This is a genomic window from Actinomycetota bacterium, assembly GCA_035765775.1.
Lineage (GTDB): Bacteria > Actinomycetota > CADDZG01 > JAHWKV01 > JAOPZY01 > DASTWV01.
Genome location: DASTWV010000053.1, coordinates 48,934 through 65,846, shown reverse-complemented (window position 1 = coordinate 65,846; position 16,913 = coordinate 48,934). Strand labels below are relative to the sequence as shown.

Here is a 16,913-nt window from a genome sequence, read left to right as displayed (position 1 = left end):
TTGGCCAACACCGGCGCGCGGCGGGCCCCGCGGGCTCGCAAACCCACCCCCGACGGCACGGGTCCCTCGGTCGCTCCGGCTGCACCGCTGGTGTCCCCGGATATTCCCGGCGGGCCGGCTGTGCCCGCCGGTCCCCAGTCAACCCCCACCCTGCCTCAGGCCGGGCTGGCCGAGCTCCCTGCTGCGCCCGCCCGCAAGAGCCCGAAGAAGCCAGCTGCGCCCGCCCGCAAGGACACGAAGGACACCAAGGAAGCGAAGGAAGCGAAGGAAGCGAAGGAGCAGAAGGAAGCCAAGGAAACCGGGGAACCAATGGGGCCCACGGGAGCCGGGAGAGCCGGGGGAGCCGGGCACAAGAAGGCCACCCCGAAGAAGAAGGGCGAGAGCTGGACCCGGGTCGTCTTCCTGGGGGGCGTGGGCGAGATCGGCCGCAACATGACCGCCTTCGAGTACGAAGGCAAGATCATCGTCATTGACGCCGGCCTCATGTTCCCCACCGAGGAGATGCTGGGCGTCGACCTCGTGCTCCCCGACTTCCGCTACCTGGCGGAGCGCTCCAAGGACGTGCTCGGCCTGGTGCTGACCCACGGCCACGAGGACCACATCGGGGGTGTGCCCTTCCTGCTGCGCAACCTCAACCCGCCGATCTACGGCACCCGGCTCACCCTCGGCCTGCTGAAGGGCAAGCTGGACGAGCACCGCCTCACCGCCACCGCCAAGCTCAAGGAGATCAAGGCCCCCGGGCAGCTGACCCTCGGCCCCTTCACCCTGCGCTTCCTCCAGGTGGCGCACTCCATCCCCGACAGCATCGGCATGCTGATCACCACGCCGAGCGGAACCATCCTGCACACCGGGGACTGGAAGCTCGATCCGACCCCGCTCGATGGCCATGGCACGGACCTGGCCGGCTTCGGCGAGGTGGGCCGGGCGGGGGTCGACCTCATGTTCTCGGACTCCACCAACGCCCTCGTGCCCGGGCACCTCCCCTCGGAGCGCAGTGCGGGGGAGGCGGTGCGCGACGTCGTGCGCCGGGCGGCAGGGCGGGTGGTGATCGCCTGCTTCGCCTCCAACATCCACCGGGTCCAGCAGATCCTCAATGCCGCCCACGAGACCGGCCGGGTGGTGGCGTTCATCGGCCGCAGCATGGTGCGCAACCTGCAGATCGGCTCCGAGCTGGGCTACCTGCAGGTGCCGCCCGGGACCGTCGTGCCGGTGGAGGAGTCCCGCCGGCACCCACCCTCCAAGGTGATCATCGTGTGCACCGGGTCCCAGGGCGAGCCGCTGTCCGCCCTCAGCCTCATGGCCGTCCGGGAGCACCGCCACATTGAGCTGGCCGAGGATGACACCGTCGTGTTCTCGGCGACGGCGATCCCGGGCAACGAGTCGGCGGTCCGCCGGGTGATCGACGGGCTGTCCCGGATCGGGGTCGAGGTGATCGCCCCGCCCGCCTACGCCGTGCACGTCTCGGGCCACGCGGCTGCCGGGGAACTGCGCACGATGCTGTCGCTGGTGCAGCCGAAGTGGTTCGTCCCGGTCCATGGCGAGTACCGGATGATGAAGGCGCACGCCCGGATCGCCCATGAGACCGGCATCCCGCCCGAGCGGACGATGGTGGTGGAGGACGGGGCGGTCGTCGAGTTGCGCAAAGGGAAGGTCCGCCTGGGCGAACCGGTCGAGGCCGGGTACGTCTTCGTCGACGGCCTGGGCATCGGCGACGTCGAGGACGTCGTGCTGCGGGACCGCCGCATCCTGGCGGCCGACGGCATCCTGATCTGCGTCCTGAGCATCGACCAGGCCACCGGCGAGCTCCTCGCCGGGCCTGACCTCATCTCCCGCGGATTCGTGTACGAGGGCCAGGCGGCCGCCTTCTACGACGAGGCCCGGGCGACGATCCGGGACTCCCTCGCCGGAGTGCCGCACGAGGAGCTCGCCGACTGGGCGGCCCTGCGCCGCCACGTCCGGCGGTCGCTCGGGAAGTTTGTGTGGTCGCGGACCGGGCGCCGGCCGATGATCCTCCCCGTGGTGATGGAGGTCTAGGTCGTGAGCCCGACAACCACCCGGCAACGCAAGCCGGTCAAACGCCGGGCACCCTCCCGGGCCCCCGCACGGGCCCCGGCCCGGCGGCCTGCCAAGGCGCCCGCCCGCCGGCCGTCGCCCACGCTCACCTCCCGCATGGCCCGGGCAATCAGCGGGCAGCGCCACGGGGTGGGTGCCGTGACCCTGCTGGTGCTCGCCGGGATCGGTGGTGCCGGGCTCTACGCCCACGCCCTCGGCCCCGCCGGCGAGGGCATGGCCTGGGTGCTGAAGGGCATCCTGGGCTGGGTCGCCCCCGCGCTCCCGCCCCTCTTCGCTTTTATCGCCATCCAGATCCTGCGGGGCGAGACCGAGAGCGCCGGCCGGGTGACCGTCGGCGGGCTGCTGACGCTGATCGGCATTGCCGCCTTCCGCCAGATCATCTGGGCGCACGACGCCAACGGCCTGCAGATCGAGGCCCTCGGCCAGTACGGCGGGGTCCTGGGGGCCGGGGCCGCCTGGCCGCTCCAGCGGGCGATCACACCGGTCGGGGCGGGGATCTTCGCCGCCCTCCTCACCGGCGTCGGGGTCATGGTGACGACCCGGACGCCGTTCTCCAAGGTGGTGGCGGGCACCAGGACCGGGTCGGCCGCTGCCGCCCGGGGCTTCGCCGTGGCTGCCCGGGAGGTCTGCGCCCAGGTCGCCGAGGGCGCCCGCTGGGCGTGGCCGCGGGTCAAGGACCTCGGCCGGAACCTCCGCGCCCTGCGGGGGAGCCAGCCCCGCCCCACCCCCGAGCCGGACGACGGCGATGGGCCGCTCCTCGAGATCGCCCCCCCGGTGTGGAAGCCGCCCGCCCCGGAGCCCGCCGCCAAACGCCCGTCACCCGAGCTGGCCGACCCCGCCTCGTGGGAGCAGCCCGCCCTGCCCGGCACCACTCCGCCCGGGACCGCAGCGCCGGCGAAGGCCCCGGCGAGCAAGGACGGCTACCGGCTGCCACCCGCCGAGCTGCTCAGCCTGAGCGGGGCGGCGGCCATCTCCAAGGCGGCCATCGAGGAGACGATCAAGGTCCTGGAGCGCACGCTGTCCGAGTTCCAGGTGGACGCCCATGTCACCGGCTTCACCCCCGGACCGACGGTCACCCGCTACGAGATCGAGCTGGGGGCGGCGGTCAAGGTCAACCGGGTGGTCGGCCTGCAGAACGAGATCCGCTACGCCCTGGCGGCGGGGGAGCTGCGCATCCTGGCGCCGATCCCGGGCCGCTCGGCCATCGGCATCGAGGTCCCGAACCGGGACCGCCACGTCGTGACGCTGGGCGACGTGCTGCGCAGCCCGGAACTGCGGGCGATGAACCACCCGCTGACCGTCGGGCTGGGCAAGGACATCTCGGGTACCCCGGTGGGGGTCAGCCTGGCCGACATGCCCCACCTGCTCATCGCCGGGGCCACCGGGAGCGGGAAGTCGACGTGCATCAACGCCATGCTGATCTCAATCCTGGCCCGCGCCCGGCCCGACCAGGTGCGCATGCTGCTCATCGACCCGAAGTGGGTGGAGCTGTCGCAGTTCAACGGCGTGCCGCACCTGCTCACCCCGGTGGTCACCTCGCCCAAGAAGGCGGCCGAAGCGCTGAACTGGGTGGTCAAGGAGATGGAGGCGCGCTACGAGGTCCTCGCCATGGCGGGCATGCGCAACTGCGACATGTACAACGACGCCGTGCGGGCGGGCGCCCTGGGCGACGCCTTCGACGACGGCACGCCCCGGAGCCCCTACCCGTACTACCTCATCGTCGTCGACGAGCTGGCCGACCTCATGATGGTGGCCCCCCGGGACGTCGAGGACGCCATCTGCCGGATTGCCCAGAAGGCCCGGGCGGTGGGCATCCACCTGCTGGTGGCCACGCAGCGGCCGTCGGTGGACGTGGTGACCGGTGTCATCAAGGCCAACATCCCCTCCCGCATGGCCTTCGCCACCGCGTCGTTGGCGGACAGCCGGGTGATCCTGGACGAGGCGGGTGCCGACCGCCTGATCGGCCACGGCGACATGCTCTACAAGCACGCCTCCGCCGCCCGGCCGCGCCGCCTGCAGGGGGCGTACGTGTCGGAGCAGGAGATCGAAGCGGTGATCGGCTGGTGCCGCCGGCAGCGCAACGTGGACTACGTCGAGGGCATCGTCAGCGAGACCCAGTCCATCCGGGGCGGGACGGGCGCCGAGAGCGATGAGGACGAGGTCCTGCTCCGCTCGGCGATGGAGCTGGTGGTCACCTCCCGCCTGGGGTCCACCTCGATGCTGCAGCGCAAGCTCAAGGTCGGTTTCTCCCGGGCCGGGCGCCTGATGGACCTATTGGAGCAGCGGGGCGTCGTCGGCATGTCGCAGGGCTCCAAGCCCCGTGACGTGCTCATGACCTTCGAGGAGTGGCAGGAGGAGGAAGCCGCCCGCCGGGTGGCCACCCGGGAGCCGGTGCTCTTCCACGACTCCCCGCCGCCCGCCGCCGGCCCCCCCGACGACCTGCTGGACTGAGCGGGCACGCAGCCCTGTGGGCGACTGGTCGCCGGGCTCCCTCGTCCGCCGCCACGTGGTGGTCTCCGGGCGGGTCCAGGGCGTGTTCTTCCGGCAGGAGACCATGCGGATGGCCACCCGGGAAGGGCTGGGGGGCTGGGTGCGCAACCTGCCCGACGGCCGGGTCGAGGCGGTCTTCGAGGGCCCGGTGGACGCCGTCGAGCGGGCGGTGCGCTGGTGCCACAAAGGGCCCGCCTGGGCCTCGGTCGATGCGGTGGCATCGTCCGATGAGCCCCCGGCGGGCGAGCGCCGGTTCCGGGTCCGGTGAAGCCGGACCGGCAAATTTCGGGCATTTCGATGGTGAATTCCGAGCCCCGCCAGTCCATATAATCGGCAGGGCCGGCGGCGTGCCTCCCATTCCTTCCCCAATGTCTGATTTCTCGATTGTCTGATATCTCGATCGGTCAGCGGTTGCGCCAGGCCCGGGAGGCGATCCCGGCGTCCCTGGCCGAGGCGTCGCGGGCGACGCGGGTGCGCGTCGACTTCCTGGAGGCGATGGAGCGGGACTCCTTCACCTTCATCTCCGGCCGGGTGTACGTCATCGGGATGCTGCGGTCCTACGCCAAGTGGCTCCGGCTGGACGACGCCGAGATCCTGGCCGACTTCAACCGTAGCTACGGGGCGCCCGAGCAGCCGCAGATCGTCGAGCGCATCTCGACCGCCTCCCGGGAGGCCCGCATGGCCGCCGCCAGCCGGCAACGGAAGCCACCCTGGCTGCTGGTGGGTGTGGGGGCGGTCGCCGTGCTGGTGGTGCTGCTGCTGGTGAGCCTGCTCGGCGGTGGGAACAACGTGGCCCAGTCGCCGAACGTGCCGCTGTCGCCCAGCCCGTCGCCGACGCCGTCGGTGAGCGGCACGGCCGCCGCGGCGGGAGGCCCCACTGCTACGGTGGTGCCGCCGGGTCCCGGGGGCCTGGTGTCCGGGCCGGGGGTGCAGCTGGTGGTGGCGGTGCAGAACAACCCGGTCTACCTGCACGTGATCGTGGGCAACACCCTCCCGGCCCTCGTCTCCTTCCAGGCGACGGTGGGGGCGGGGACCACCCAGACCTTCAGCGCACCGGACGTGCTGCGGGTGGACTTCTCCAACATGGGCGGCGTCAGCCTGACGGTCAACGGCAAGGCGCTCGGGGCACCGGGGGCGGCGGGCCAGAACGGGGCCTTCGCCTTCAAGCCCGACGCCTCGATGACGCCCGACCCGACCGCCGTGGTGAAGCCGCCGGTCATCCACATCGCCCCGTCGCCCTCCCCGTCGCCGACGTCGTTCCCGGTGCCCACCTTCGGGCCGTCACCCTCCCCGGTGCCGCCCGCGGTGGCGTCCCCGTCGCCCTCGCCCAGCCCGCGGCCCTCCCCTTCCATCGCACCCCCCCCGCCGGCGGGGTCGCCGACGCCCTAGGGCTCCTCCTATGGGCGGGGAATCCGGGGCCGTCCCGGCGGCCGAGGTGCTTGCCGTCGGCTCCGAGCTGCTGGCCGGGCAGATCGTCAACAGCAACGCCGCCGAGGTGTCCGCCGCCCTGGCGGAGGCCGGCCTCGAGGTGCGCTGGCACACCGTGGTGGGCGACGAGGTGGGGGAGATCGCCTCGGCGGTCGCCCGGGCGGTCGGCCGGGCAGCGGTCACGGTGGTGTGCGGGGGGCTCGGCCCGACCCACGACGACCTGACCCGGGAGGGCATCGCCCAAGCCCTGGGCCGGCCGCTGGCCCAGGACCCGGCGCTGGTCGGCGCCCTGGAGCAGCGCTTCGCGACGATGGGGCGGGCGATGTCGGTCGCCAATCTCCGGCAGGCCGACCTGCCGCAGGGCGCCTCGTCGATTCCCAACCCCAACGGCACCGCCCCCGGGGTGTTCGTCGAGCACGATGGCCACCAGCTCTACGCCCTGCCCGGGGTGCCGGGCGAGCTGCGGGCGATGCTCTCGTCGTTCGTGCTGCCCTCAGTGGTTGCCGGGCTGGGCGCTCCGGCGGTGGTGACCGCCACAGTGCGCACCGCCGGGATCGCCGAATCGGACCTCGCTGCCCGGGTCGCTCCCGTGCTGGAGCGGGCAGCCGCCGAGGGCGCCGGCCGGGTGAAAGTGGCCATCCTGGCCTCGTCCGGGGAGGTACGCCTGTGCCTCACAGCCCCGGCGGACGAGGCATCGGCCGCCCTGGTGGCGTCCCTGGAGTCCTCGGTGCGTGCCCTGCTCGGCCCGCTGGTGTACGGGGGGGCGGGGTCCTCGCTGGAGTCGACGGTGTCGCAGATGCTCCGGGAGCGGGGGATGACCCTGGCGGTGGCCGAGTCGCTGACCGGGGGCCTGCTGGCCTCCCGCATCGTGTCGCTGCCCGGTGCCTCCGACGTGCTGGTCGCCGGCTACGTCGCCTACTCGGTGGCAGCCAAGGAGCGGGACCTCGGCGTCCCGGCGGCGGTGATCGAGGAGCACGGGGTCGTCTCGGTGCAGACTGCCCGGGCGATGGCCGTCGGGGCCCGGGCCCGGGCGGGGGCGTCGGTGGCGCTGTCCACGACCGGCGAGGCGGGGCCGCTGCCCGCCCAGGGCGGCTCTAAGCCGGCTCCGGTTGGGTCGGTGTGCGTCGGCCTGGCCTGGGAGGAAGGCGCCGGCGCCTGGGCGGTGCGGATGGGCGGGAGCCGGGAGATGATCCGGGCCCGGACCTGCACCTGGGCGCTCAACCAGCTGCGCCTGTGGCTGCTGGGCGAGGGGCCGCCCCCGTTCGGGTGACGATGACGCCCCCGATGACGCCCCCGATGGCGCCCCCGATGGCGCCCAGATGGCGCTGAGATGAGCTGGCGGCTGTTCGTCGCCGCCGAGATCCCGGCGGCGCCGCGGCACGCGCTGGCCGGTGCTGTCGCCGGCCTGCGGGGGTCGGTGCCGGGCGCCCGCTGGGTGGCCGAGGAGGCCTGGCACGTGACGTTGTGCTTCCTCGGGGCGACCGACCCCGAGCGGGTGGATGCGGTGGCGGGCGTCGCCCGGGAGGCTGCGGCGGCGGGCCGCCCGGTGGCGCTGCGCCTGGCGGGGTTGGGCGCCTTCCCCAACGAGCGGCGGGCCCGGGTGGTCTGGGTGGGGTTGGAGGGAGCCGAGCCGCTGGGGGCCGTGGCTGCCGCCCTGGCGGACGGCTCTGCCCGCCTGGGCTTCCCCCGGGAGGACCGCCCCTGGCGCCCCCACCTGACCATCGCCCGGCTCCGGGTGCCGGGACCCGTCGACCTCGGCCCGGGGTTGGGCATCGGGGTTGGCTTGCGCACCGAGGAGTTCGGGGTCACCGAGATCGTCCTGTTCCGTTCCCACCTCAACCGGTCCGGGGCGGTCTACGAGGGGCTCGGCAGGTTCCCCCTCGGCCCCCCAGGCCTATAATCACAAGCCTGTAAGTTTTCTTCCGCTGCTGAGGCCCCGATCACAGGGAAACCTGCCAACAATACTTGCCACGAACATGCGTTCGGTCTATGGTTTGGTCCAGTTTCTGTCATACCCCCTCGCTAGGCTTCTCGGTGTACCACCTGGCTAGGAGTGACAAGGATCGGCAGCACCTGACGAGAGTGCACAAGCGAGGCTAAAGGAGACCACGATGGCAGTAGACCGAGGCGGGGAGCGGGTCGGGGAGCGGGAGCGGGCACTCGAGCTGGCGGTGTCCCAGATCGAGAAGCAGTTCGGCAAGGGCTCCATCATGCGGCTGGGGGACAACGGCGTCGTGGGCGTCGATGTGATCCCCACCGGGGCGCTGGGGCTGGATGTGGCCCTCGGCATCGGGGGCCTGCCCAAGGGCCGGATCATCGAGATCTACGGGCCGGAGTCCAGCGGGAAGACCTCGCTCTGCCTCCACGCGGTCGCCGAGGCGCAGAAGCTGGGGGGCATCGCGGCGTTCATCGACGCCGAGCACGCCCTCGACGTCGTCTACGCCCGCAACCTCGGGGTGAACGTCGACGAGCTGTTGGTCTCCCAGCCCGACACCGGCGAGCAGGCTCTGGAGATCGCCGACATGCTCGTGCGGTCGGGGGCCGTCGACATCATCGTCGTGGACTCGGTGGCCGCCCTGGTGCCGAAGGCCGAGATCGAGGGCGAGATGGGCGACACCCACGTCGGCCTCCAGGCCCGGCTGATGAGCCAGGCGCTGCGCAAGCTGGCGGGCAACGTGAGCCGGTCAAACAGCATGATCATCTTCATCAACCAGTTGAGGGAAAAGATCGGCGTCATGTTCGGCTGCTTTTCCTATTCCACCCGCATTACGCTGGCGGACGGGACTCAGGAGAAGATCGGCAGGATTGTCAACCAGAAGCTGCCAGTGGAGGTCCTGTCCTACGACCCCGAGGCGGGGGCCGTCGTGCCGAAGAAGATCGTCAACTGGTTCGACAACGGCCCGACCGAAGGGTTCCTGCAGTTCACCGTCGCCCGGCCGGGCGGGAACGGGAGGGCGCAGTTCGCCTGCACGCCCAACCACCAGATCCGCACGCCTGGAGGGTGGCGGGAGGCCCAGGAGCTCCTCCCCGGGGACCGTGTCCTGCAGGCGGTGGACCGGGTGCTCTCCCCGTTCCAGTGGGAAGCCCTGCTGGGGATGCTCATGGGGGGCGGCGCCCTCTTGCCTTCCCGCAGCGGCCACGGGGCGCGCGTGCGGTGGGGCCACGGTGCCCACCAGGAGGCGTACTGCGACTGGAAGGCATCCCTGTTCGCCAACATAGGCCAGCGCCGGTCGACCACCGCCAAGGGGGCCGTGTCCTACGACCTCATGCCGCTGCCCGAGCTCGCCGAGCTGCGCCGGGCGGTCTCCATCAGCGGGAAGAAGGTCCTCAGTGCGGAGTACCTGAAGCAGCTCACCCCGCTCTCCCTGGCCCTCTGGTACATGGATGCCGCGAGCTTCGCCTTCGGTGCCCCGGGCACGCAGTCCGGGACCATCGGGGGGAGCGGCCGTGCCGACATCGGTATCGAGGCGATGGAAGAGGGCACCCGCCAGCGCCTGGTCGAGTACCTCGCCGACACCTGGGGGATCCAGGGCACCCTGATCGACCGGGCCGGCACGGCGGTGGTGGTGTTCCCTGAGGACGAGACCCGCAAGCTGGTCGAGCTCATCGCCCCGTATATCCACCCCTCGATGGACTACATGCTGCCGCCCCAGCTCCGGGGCCGGTTCGCCGTCGAGCCGAGGTTCGTGGAGCCCAGCAAGGAACTGATGCCGCTGCCGGTCGTCGAGATCCGCCAGAAGCCGCCCACCCGCAACGCCCACCGCTTCGACCTCGAGGTGGAGGGCACGCACAACTACTTCGTCGACGGGGTGATGGTCCACAACTCGCCCGAAACCACCCCGGGCGGTCGCGCCCTGAAGTTCTATTCCTCGGTCAGGCTGGACATCCGTAAGATCGAGAACATCAAGAGCGGCCAGGAGGTCACCGGGTCCCGGGTGCGGGTCAAGGTGGTCAAGTCCAAGGTCAGCGCCCCCTTCCGCCAAGCCGAGTTCGACGTCATGTACGGGCACGGGATCTCGAAAGAGGGGTCGGTGCTCGACGTCGCCGCCGAGCGGGGGATCGTGATGAAGTCCGGCTCCTGGTACCTGTTCGAGGGCGACCAGATCGGTCAGGGCCGGGAGAACTCCAAGGCGTTCCTCTCCGAGCACCCCGACGTGATGGAGGAGATCTGCCGCCGGGTGAAGACCGCGGTCGGGCTGGTGCCCGGGGCCGAGTCCGAGTCCAAGTCCGAGTCCATGGGGGCGCCCACCGAGCTGGACGATGCCGCGGTCTTCGCCCCCACCCGCTGACCCACCAGCCGACCCACTCGCTGGCCTGGGGGAGGCCCGGGCGGCCGCCCTCGACGCCGCCCTGACCTTCCTGGCACCAGCCCGGCGCACGTGCCTGGAGGTCCGCCGGCACCTGGCGAAGAAGGGGTTCGCCGAGGAGGCTGTCGCCCGGACCGAGGAGCGCCTGCTCGAGCTCGGCCTCCTCGACGACGCCGCCCTGGCGGCCGCCTGGGTGGAGCTCGCCGTGGTCGGGCGCCACGAGGGGCGCGCCCGGGCGGAGGCCGCCCTGGCCGCGCGCGGGGTCGAGGCGTCGGTCATCGCCACCGCTCTGGCCGCTCTGGCCGGGATGGAGGAGGGCGACGGAGAGCTGGACCGGGCCATCGCTGCCGGGAGTGCCCGGATGCGGGCGATGAGCGGCCCGCCCGCCGCCCTGCGCCGGCGCCTCTGGAGCTACCTGGCCCGGAGGGGCTTCGACGCCGACACGGTCGAGCAGGCCTGCAACCGCCTTCTCGACCCGGCGAGCACCCCTGACGATTCCGAAGAGCAGGCCGGAGAATCCCGGGTCTGGGGCGTCCGGGTACGGTAAGATTGGGTGCCGGCTTGAAGAAGCGGATGCACTGAACAGCTCCAGGCAGAGGTACCTGACGCACATATCCATCTATGCGAACCGTCCACTGTCACTAGCTCTACCACTCTCCCGGATCTTGGCGCCCTAGGAGGGCCGGGCACCGGATGTGCCCCGAAAGCCGACTCCCGAGAGGGACTGACAGCCGCATACCACTCTTCAGGCCGAGCGAAAGCTCGGCTTTTTTTGTGAACATACAGGGGTTTAGTGATCGATATGTGGTCTAAGGGAGGTCCTACAAGATGGCTGTTGTGCTTGCTATCGTGGGCCTGCTTGTCGGTGGCGGGATTGGCTATGTCGTTCGAAAGACCATGTCCGAGGCTCGAGCCGGAGCTATCGAGCTCCGTGCCCGGGAACTCCTGGCTGAGGCTGAGCGCGACGCAGTCGCGGTCAAGAGCCAGGCTCTGGTCGAGGCGAAAGACGAGGCCATTCGGATCCGGCAAGAGGCCGAGACAGAAGCCAGGGGGCGCGCCGTTGAGGTGCAGCGTCGTGAGGCTCGCCTGATTCAGAAGGAAGAAACGCTCGACGAGATGTCCCGCCGGCTCGAGGGCCGGGAACGCAACCTGCTGGACCGTGCCGCCGAGGCCGACCGCCTCCGCGCGCAGCTGACCGAGAACGTCGCCCGCCAGCAGACCGAGCTGGAGCGCCTCGCCGGGCTGACCGCCGCCGAAGCGCGGGAGACTTTGGTGCACCAGGTCCAGGACGAGGCCAAGCGCGAGGCCATGGTCATGGTGCGCGACATCGAGGCCCATGCCCGGGAGGAGGCCGACCGGCGGGCACGCAAGATCGTGGCGATCGCCATGCAGCGCATCGCGTCCGAGGAGACCTCGGAGAACTCGATCTCGGTGGTCACCCTGCCCAACGACGAGATGAAGGGCCGCATCATCGGTCGGGAGGGCCGCAACATCCGGGCCTTCGAGGCCGCCACCGGCACGAACCTCATCATCGACGACACCCCGGAGTCGGTCGTGCTGTCGTGCTTCGACCCGATCCGCCGGGAGACCGCCCGCCTGACCCTGGAGAAGCTGATCGGCGACGGGCGCATCCAGCCCGGGCGCATCGAGGAGATGTACGAGAAGTCGCGGGCCGAGGTCGAGCGGGCGATCCGGGAGGCCGGCGAATGGGGCCTGCTGGAGGTGGGGATCACCGACATGCACCCCGAGATGGTGAAAGTGCTCGGCCGGCTGAACTACCGGACTTCGTACGGCCAGAACATCCTGAAGCACCTGGTCGAGGCCGCCCACATCGCCGGCATCATCGCCGCCGAGCTGGGCACCGACGTCGAGCTCGCCAAGCGCTGCACGCTGCTGCACGACATCGGCAAGGCGATCACCCATGAGGTCGAGGGGTCGCACGCCCTCATCGGGGCGGAGCTCGCCCGCCGGCTGAAGGAGCCGCCGGCCGTCGTCCACGCCATCGAGGCCCACCACGGCGAGGTGGAGCCCCGCACGATCGAGGCGGTCATCGTCCAAACCGCCGACGCCATCTCCGGTGCCCGCCCCGGTGCCCGCCGGGAGACGCTGGAGACCTACGTCAAGCGGCTGCAGCGCCTCGAGGCCATTGCCGAGTCCTTCCACGGCGTGCAGAAGTGCTACGCCATGCAGGCCGGCCGGGAGATCCGGGTCATGGTCCGCCCGGAGCAGGTCGACGACCTGGGGGCCGAGATCCTGGCCCGGGACATCGCCAAGCGCATCGAGGAGGAGCTCCAGTACCCCGGCCAGATCAAGGTGATGGTGATCCGGGAGCACCGAGCCATCGAGTACGCCAAGTAGGCGGTGCGCGGGTGGTGAGCGCGACACGGCCCGAGTTGCGACGCTTGCCTGCCCGAGAGAGGCCCTGATCCCCGGATGGGCTTGAAATCTGGCGGGAACACTGCCTTAATCTCCCAGAAGTAGTCCGGCGGGTCGGGGGGAACGGGCAGGGTGCAGGTCAACACGGGCGATACCGCGTGGATGCTGGTCAGCACCGCGCTGGTGATGTTCATGACTCCCGGCCTGGCGCTGTTCTACGGCGGCCTGGTGCGGTCCAAGAACGTCCTCGGGACCATCATGCAGTGCTTTTTCGCCCTGGGCGCCGTCTCGATTGTCTGGTTCGTCGCTGGATACACGCTGGCTTTTGCGCCGGGCAACCGGGTGCTGGGCGGCCTCAAGTACCTCTTCCTGACCAACGTCGGGGCGACCCCGTCCCGGCTGGCGCCCACGATCCCGCACACCGTCTACATGACCTACCAGATGATGTTCGCCATCATCACGCCCGCCCTCATCATCGGAGCGGTGGCCGAGCGCATGCGCTTCCGCGGGTACGTCGTGTTCCTCAGCCTGTGGTCGCTCCTCGTCTACTCGCCGGTGGCCCACTGGGTGTGGGGCGGCGGGTTCCTGGGCGCCGGTCCGGGCCGCGTGGGGGCCATCGACTTCGCCGGCGGCACGGTGGTGCACATCAACGCCGGCGTCGCGGCCCTGGCCGCTCTGCTGTACCTGGGCAAGCGCCGGGGTTTCGGCCGGGAGGCGATGCATCCGCACAACATCCCGATGGTCGTGACCGGTGCCGCCATCCTGTGGTTCGGCTGGTTCGGCTTCAATGCCGGCAGCGCCCTCGGCTCGGGCGCCCTGGCGGGGCAGGCCTTCCTCAACACCCAGATGGCGACGGCGGCGGCGATGATCGGCTGGCTGGTCGCCGAGTGGGGCCGCAACAAGGTCCCGACCACCGTCGGCGCGGCCAGTGGGGCCGTGGCGGGCCTGGTGGCCGTGACCCCGGCCGCCGGGTACGTCGAGACCTGGGCCGCCGTCCTCATCGGCTTCGCCGCCGGCCTGATCTGCTACGCCGCGGTGTCGCTGAAGCCCCGGCTGGGCTACGACGACTCCCTCGACGTCGTGGGCGTCCACATGGTCGGCGGCATCGTGGGGGCCCTGCTGCTCGGCCTCTTCGCCACCAAGGCCATCAACCCTGCGGGCGCCGACGGGCTGTTCTACGGGCACCCCGTCCAGCTGGCCCGCCAGGCGATCGCCGTCGGCGTGATGATGGTCTACTCCTTCACCGTCAGCATGGTGCTGCTCAAGGTGACCGATCTCGTCGCCGGGCTGCGGGTGGACGAGCGAGCGGAGTTGACCGGCCTGGACCTGTCGCAGCATGCCGAGTCGGCCTACGTCACCGTCGAGAGCGGGACCCTGGTCACGCACCGCCCGGCGGCCTCGGCGACCAAGCCCAGCTCCAGCTCCAGCCGCCGTGACGCCAAGGAGGACTCGACATGAAGCTCGTCACAGCCATCGTCCAGCCCTTCCGCCTGGAAGAGGTCAAGGAGGCCCTCCAGGACGCCGGGATCCGGGGCATGACCGTGATCGAGGTGCGCGGCTTCGGCCGCCAGCGGGGCCACACCGAGGTCTACCGCGGGGCTGAGTACCAGGTCGACTTCGTCCCCAAGGTGCGCATCGAGGTGCTGTGCGACGACGGCCAGGTGGACCAGCTGGTGCAGGCGATCGTGGGGGCGGCCCGCACCGGCCAGATCGGCGACGGCAAGATCTTCGTCACTGCCGCCGAGCAGGTGGTGCGCATCCGCACCGGCGAGATGGGCCGGGACGCGGTCTAACATCGGGGCCCGATGAGCGAGCCTGAGCCGACGCGCCCCACCGAGCGGCTTCTCGAGGCCCGGCGTCGGATCCGGGAGGCCCACACCGCCGGAGCATCCGGGCTGGAGACCGCCCGGGCCCTGAGCGCCGCTGTCGACGACGCCCTGCGGGCGCTGTGGGATGGGGCCGGGGGCCACCCGGGGGCCGCCCTGGTGGCGGTCGGTGGCTACGGCCGCCAGGAGATGTCGCCCGGCTCGGACATCGACCTCATCGTGCTGCATGCCAAGCGGGACGACGTGTCCGCTCCGGCCCGGGCGCTGGCCTACGAGCTGTGGGACGCCGGGATGGACGTCGCCCCGGCGCTGCACACCCCGGCCGAGGGCCTGCGCCTCGCCACCAGCCGGGTCGACTCGCTGACTGCCTTCCTCGACGCCCGGCTGGTGGCCGGGGATCCGGGGCTGTTCGACGAATTCCGGGGGCGCCTCCAGATGTGGGCGGAACGGTGGCGGGACAAGGTCCGGGCCCAGCTGGCGGCGACGACCGGGGAGCGCCATGCGCGGGCGGGCGACGCCGGTGCCGAGCTGGAGCCCAACCTCAAGGCCGGGCGGGGAGCGCTGCGGGACCTGGCCACTCTGGGCTGGCTCGACCACCTGGAAGCCCCGCCGGCACCCCGGCCACCCGCGCTCGGTGCCGCCCTCGACTTCCTCCTCCGGGTCCGCCACGAGCTCCACTATCAGTCCGACCGGCACACCGACACCCTGGCGATGCGGGATCAGCAGGCGGTCGCCGAGGCTCTGGCGATCACAGCGGGCGACACCGACGGCCAGGGCCTCGCCCCGGAGGACGTGCTCATGCGCCGGCTCTACCGGCACTGCCGCACGGTCGCCCACCACCTGGAGGCCGCCTTCGGCCGGGCGGTCGAAATGGACCTCGGGACGCTGCCGGGCGGGCGTGCGGGGATGCGGTGGCCTGACGCGGTCCGGACCCGGTTCCTCGCCCTGCTCACCGGCGCCAACCCCCGGGCGGCATTCGAGGCCCTCGATGAAAAGGGGGTCTGGGTCGCTGCGGTCCCGGAGTGGGCCACCATCGCGTGCCTGCCGCAGCGCAACGTCTACCACCGCTTCGCTGTCGACGTGCACAGCCTGGAGACCGTGGCAGCCGTGCAAACGCTGCCCGGCCAGGCATTTCCCATCATCGCCGAGTCCCTCCCACCGCCCGGCCCGGACCGGGACCTCCTCACCGTCGCCTGCCTGTTCCACGACATCGGGAAGGGTGGCTCCGAGGACCATTCGGTGCGCGGGGAGCGCCTCGCCCGCTCGGCCGGGGAGCGCATGGGACTGGCTCCGGGCGACGTCGAGGACCTGGCCTGGCTCGTCCGCCACCACCTCCTCCTGGCCGAGACCGCCACCCGGCGGGACATCCGGGATGAGCGGGTGATCGTCACCGTCGCCGAATCCGTCGGCACCGGGCGCCGCCTCCGTCTCCTGGTGGCGCTCACCGCGGCGGACAGCATCGCCACCGGGCCGTCAGCCTGGGGGTCGTGGAAGGCGACGTTGATCTCGCGGCTGGCGGGCCGGGTGCTCCACCTCCTGGAGCGGGGCGAGTTGGTCGGGGGCGACGTCAGCGCCTTGGCGGCCCGGCGGGAACGCGACCTGCGGGGTGCGCTGGTGGGCTTCCCGGCCGCCGAGGTCGACGCCCACCTTGCCAACATGCCGCGCGAGTGGCTCCTGGGCGAACCCCCCGCCGAGCTGGTGCGCCAGTCGCAGGCGATGCTGGCGCCCTTGCGAGGCGACGAGGTGTCCCTCAGCGCCGAGCTCGAGGCCGGCTCGGGGATCTGGCAGGCCCTCGTCGTGGGCCGGGATCGGCCCGGGTTCTTTTCCCGGGTCTCCGGGACCCTGGCCCTGCACGGGTTCAACGTGGTCGGGGCCGAGGTCTACACCCGGGAGGACGGCCTGGCCCTGGAGGTCTTCCGGCTGGAGGCGCTCGGCGACGAGGAGCACCGCCTTGACCGCGCCCGGGAGGACCTGCGCAAGGTGCTGGCGGGCCGCTTGTCCCTCGACATGCGCCTGGCCCACAAACGCCGGGACTACGAGCCCCGCCAGGGGAAAGGCAAGGGAGGGCCACCCAGGATGGTCATCGACAACGACTCGTCTGACTTCTACACGCTGATCGACGTCCACGCCGAGGACCGCATCGGCCTGCTGTACGCCGTCACCAAGGTCCTGGCCGACCTGATGCTGGACATCCACAAGGCCAAGGTCTCGACCTACGGCCACGACGTGGTCGATGTCTTCTACGTCCGGGACGCCGAGGGCACCAAGATCACGGACCCCGGCCACGCACGGGAGGTGGAGGCCAGCGTCCTGTACGCCGTGAGCGCCGCTCGCTGAGCCCGGGAAGCAACGCCCCCCGGGCGCCCCGGCGCCGGACGGCCGCCGCGCCCGCCCCGCCGCCGGTATCGTGGGG

Annotated in this window: 12 protein-coding genes; all 12 read left to right on the top strand. The window is 71.5% G+C overall.

Going from position 1 to position 16,913, the window contains the following annotated elements:
- The first annotated feature begins 120 nt into the window (after positions 1-120).
- On the top strand, positions 121-2,034 hold the full coding sequence (locus VFW71_12045; protein HEU5003491.1) for a ribonuclease J: 1,914 nt from the start codon (positions 121-123) through the stop codon (positions 2,032-2,034).
- A gap of 3 nt (positions 2,035-2,037) precedes the next feature.
- Positions 2,038-4,524: a DNA translocase FtsK gene (locus tag VFW71_12040; GenBank protein ID HEU5003490.1), complete on the top strand. Its 2,487-nt coding sequence runs from the start codon at positions 2,038-2,040 to the stop codon at positions 4,522-4,524.
- A 16-nt stretch (positions 4,525-4,540) separates the two neighbouring features.
- Positions 4,541-4,831, top strand: a complete 291-nt coding sequence (locus tag VFW71_12035) for an acylphosphatase (protein ID HEU5003489.1) — start codon at positions 4,541-4,543, stop codon at positions 4,829-4,831.
- 116 nt (positions 4,832-4,947) lie between these two features.
- Complete coding sequence (locus tag VFW71_12030; protein ID HEU5003488.1) at positions 4,948-5,952, top strand: helix-turn-helix domain-containing protein; 1,005 nt, start codon at positions 4,948-4,950, stop codon at positions 5,950-5,952.
- Positions 5,953-5,962: 10 nt separating this feature from the next.
- Positions 5,963-7,261, top strand: a complete 1,299-nt coding sequence (locus VFW71_12025; GenBank protein HEU5003487.1) for a competence/damage-inducible protein A — start codon at positions 5,963-5,965, stop codon at positions 7,259-7,261.
- Positions 7,262-7,321: 60 nt separating this feature from the next.
- Positions 7,322-7,891: an RNA 2',3'-cyclic phosphodiesterase gene (thpR, locus tag VFW71_12020; GenBank protein ID HEU5003486.1), complete on the top strand. Its 570-nt coding sequence runs from the start codon at positions 7,322-7,324 to the stop codon at positions 7,889-7,891.
- A 211-nt stretch (positions 7,892-8,102) separates the two neighbouring features.
- The gene (gene recA, locus VFW71_12015; GenBank protein HEU5003485.1) at positions 8,103-10,280 is read left to right on the top strand and encodes a recombinase RecA; all 2,178 of its coding nucleotides are present in this window, start codon (positions 8,103-8,105) and stop codon (positions 10,278-10,280) included.
- Positions 10,252-10,845 carry a RecX family transcriptional regulator gene (locus tag VFW71_12010; protein HEU5003484.1) on the top strand — a complete coding sequence of 198 codons (594 nt, stop codon included), beginning with the start codon at positions 10,252-10,254 and terminating at the stop codon, positions 10,843-10,845. Before recA ends, VFW71_12010 begins: the two co-directional genes overlap by 29 nt.
- Before the next feature lie 281 nt (positions 10,846-11,126).
- Complete coding sequence (gene rny, locus VFW71_12005) at positions 11,127-12,656, top strand: ribonuclease Y (GenBank protein ID HEU5003483.1); 1,530 nt, start codon at positions 11,127-11,129, stop codon at positions 12,654-12,656.
- A 180-nt stretch (positions 12,657-12,836) separates the two neighbouring features.
- Complete coding sequence (locus VFW71_12000; protein HEU5003482.1) at positions 12,837-14,132, top strand: ammonium transporter; 1,296 nt, start codon at positions 12,837-12,839, stop codon at positions 14,130-14,132.
- On the top strand, positions 14,129-14,467 hold the full coding sequence (locus VFW71_11995; protein HEU5003481.1) for a P-II family nitrogen regulator: 339 nt from the start codon (positions 14,129-14,131) through the stop codon (positions 14,465-14,467). Before VFW71_12000 ends, VFW71_11995 begins: the two co-directional genes overlap by 4 nt.
- Positions 14,468-14,479: 12 nt before the next feature.
- Complete coding sequence (locus VFW71_11990) at positions 14,480-16,837, top strand: ACT domain-containing protein (protein ID HEU5003480.1); 2,358 nt, start codon at positions 14,480-14,482, stop codon at positions 16,835-16,837.
- The last annotated feature ends 76 nt before the right edge of the window (positions 16,838-16,913 follow it).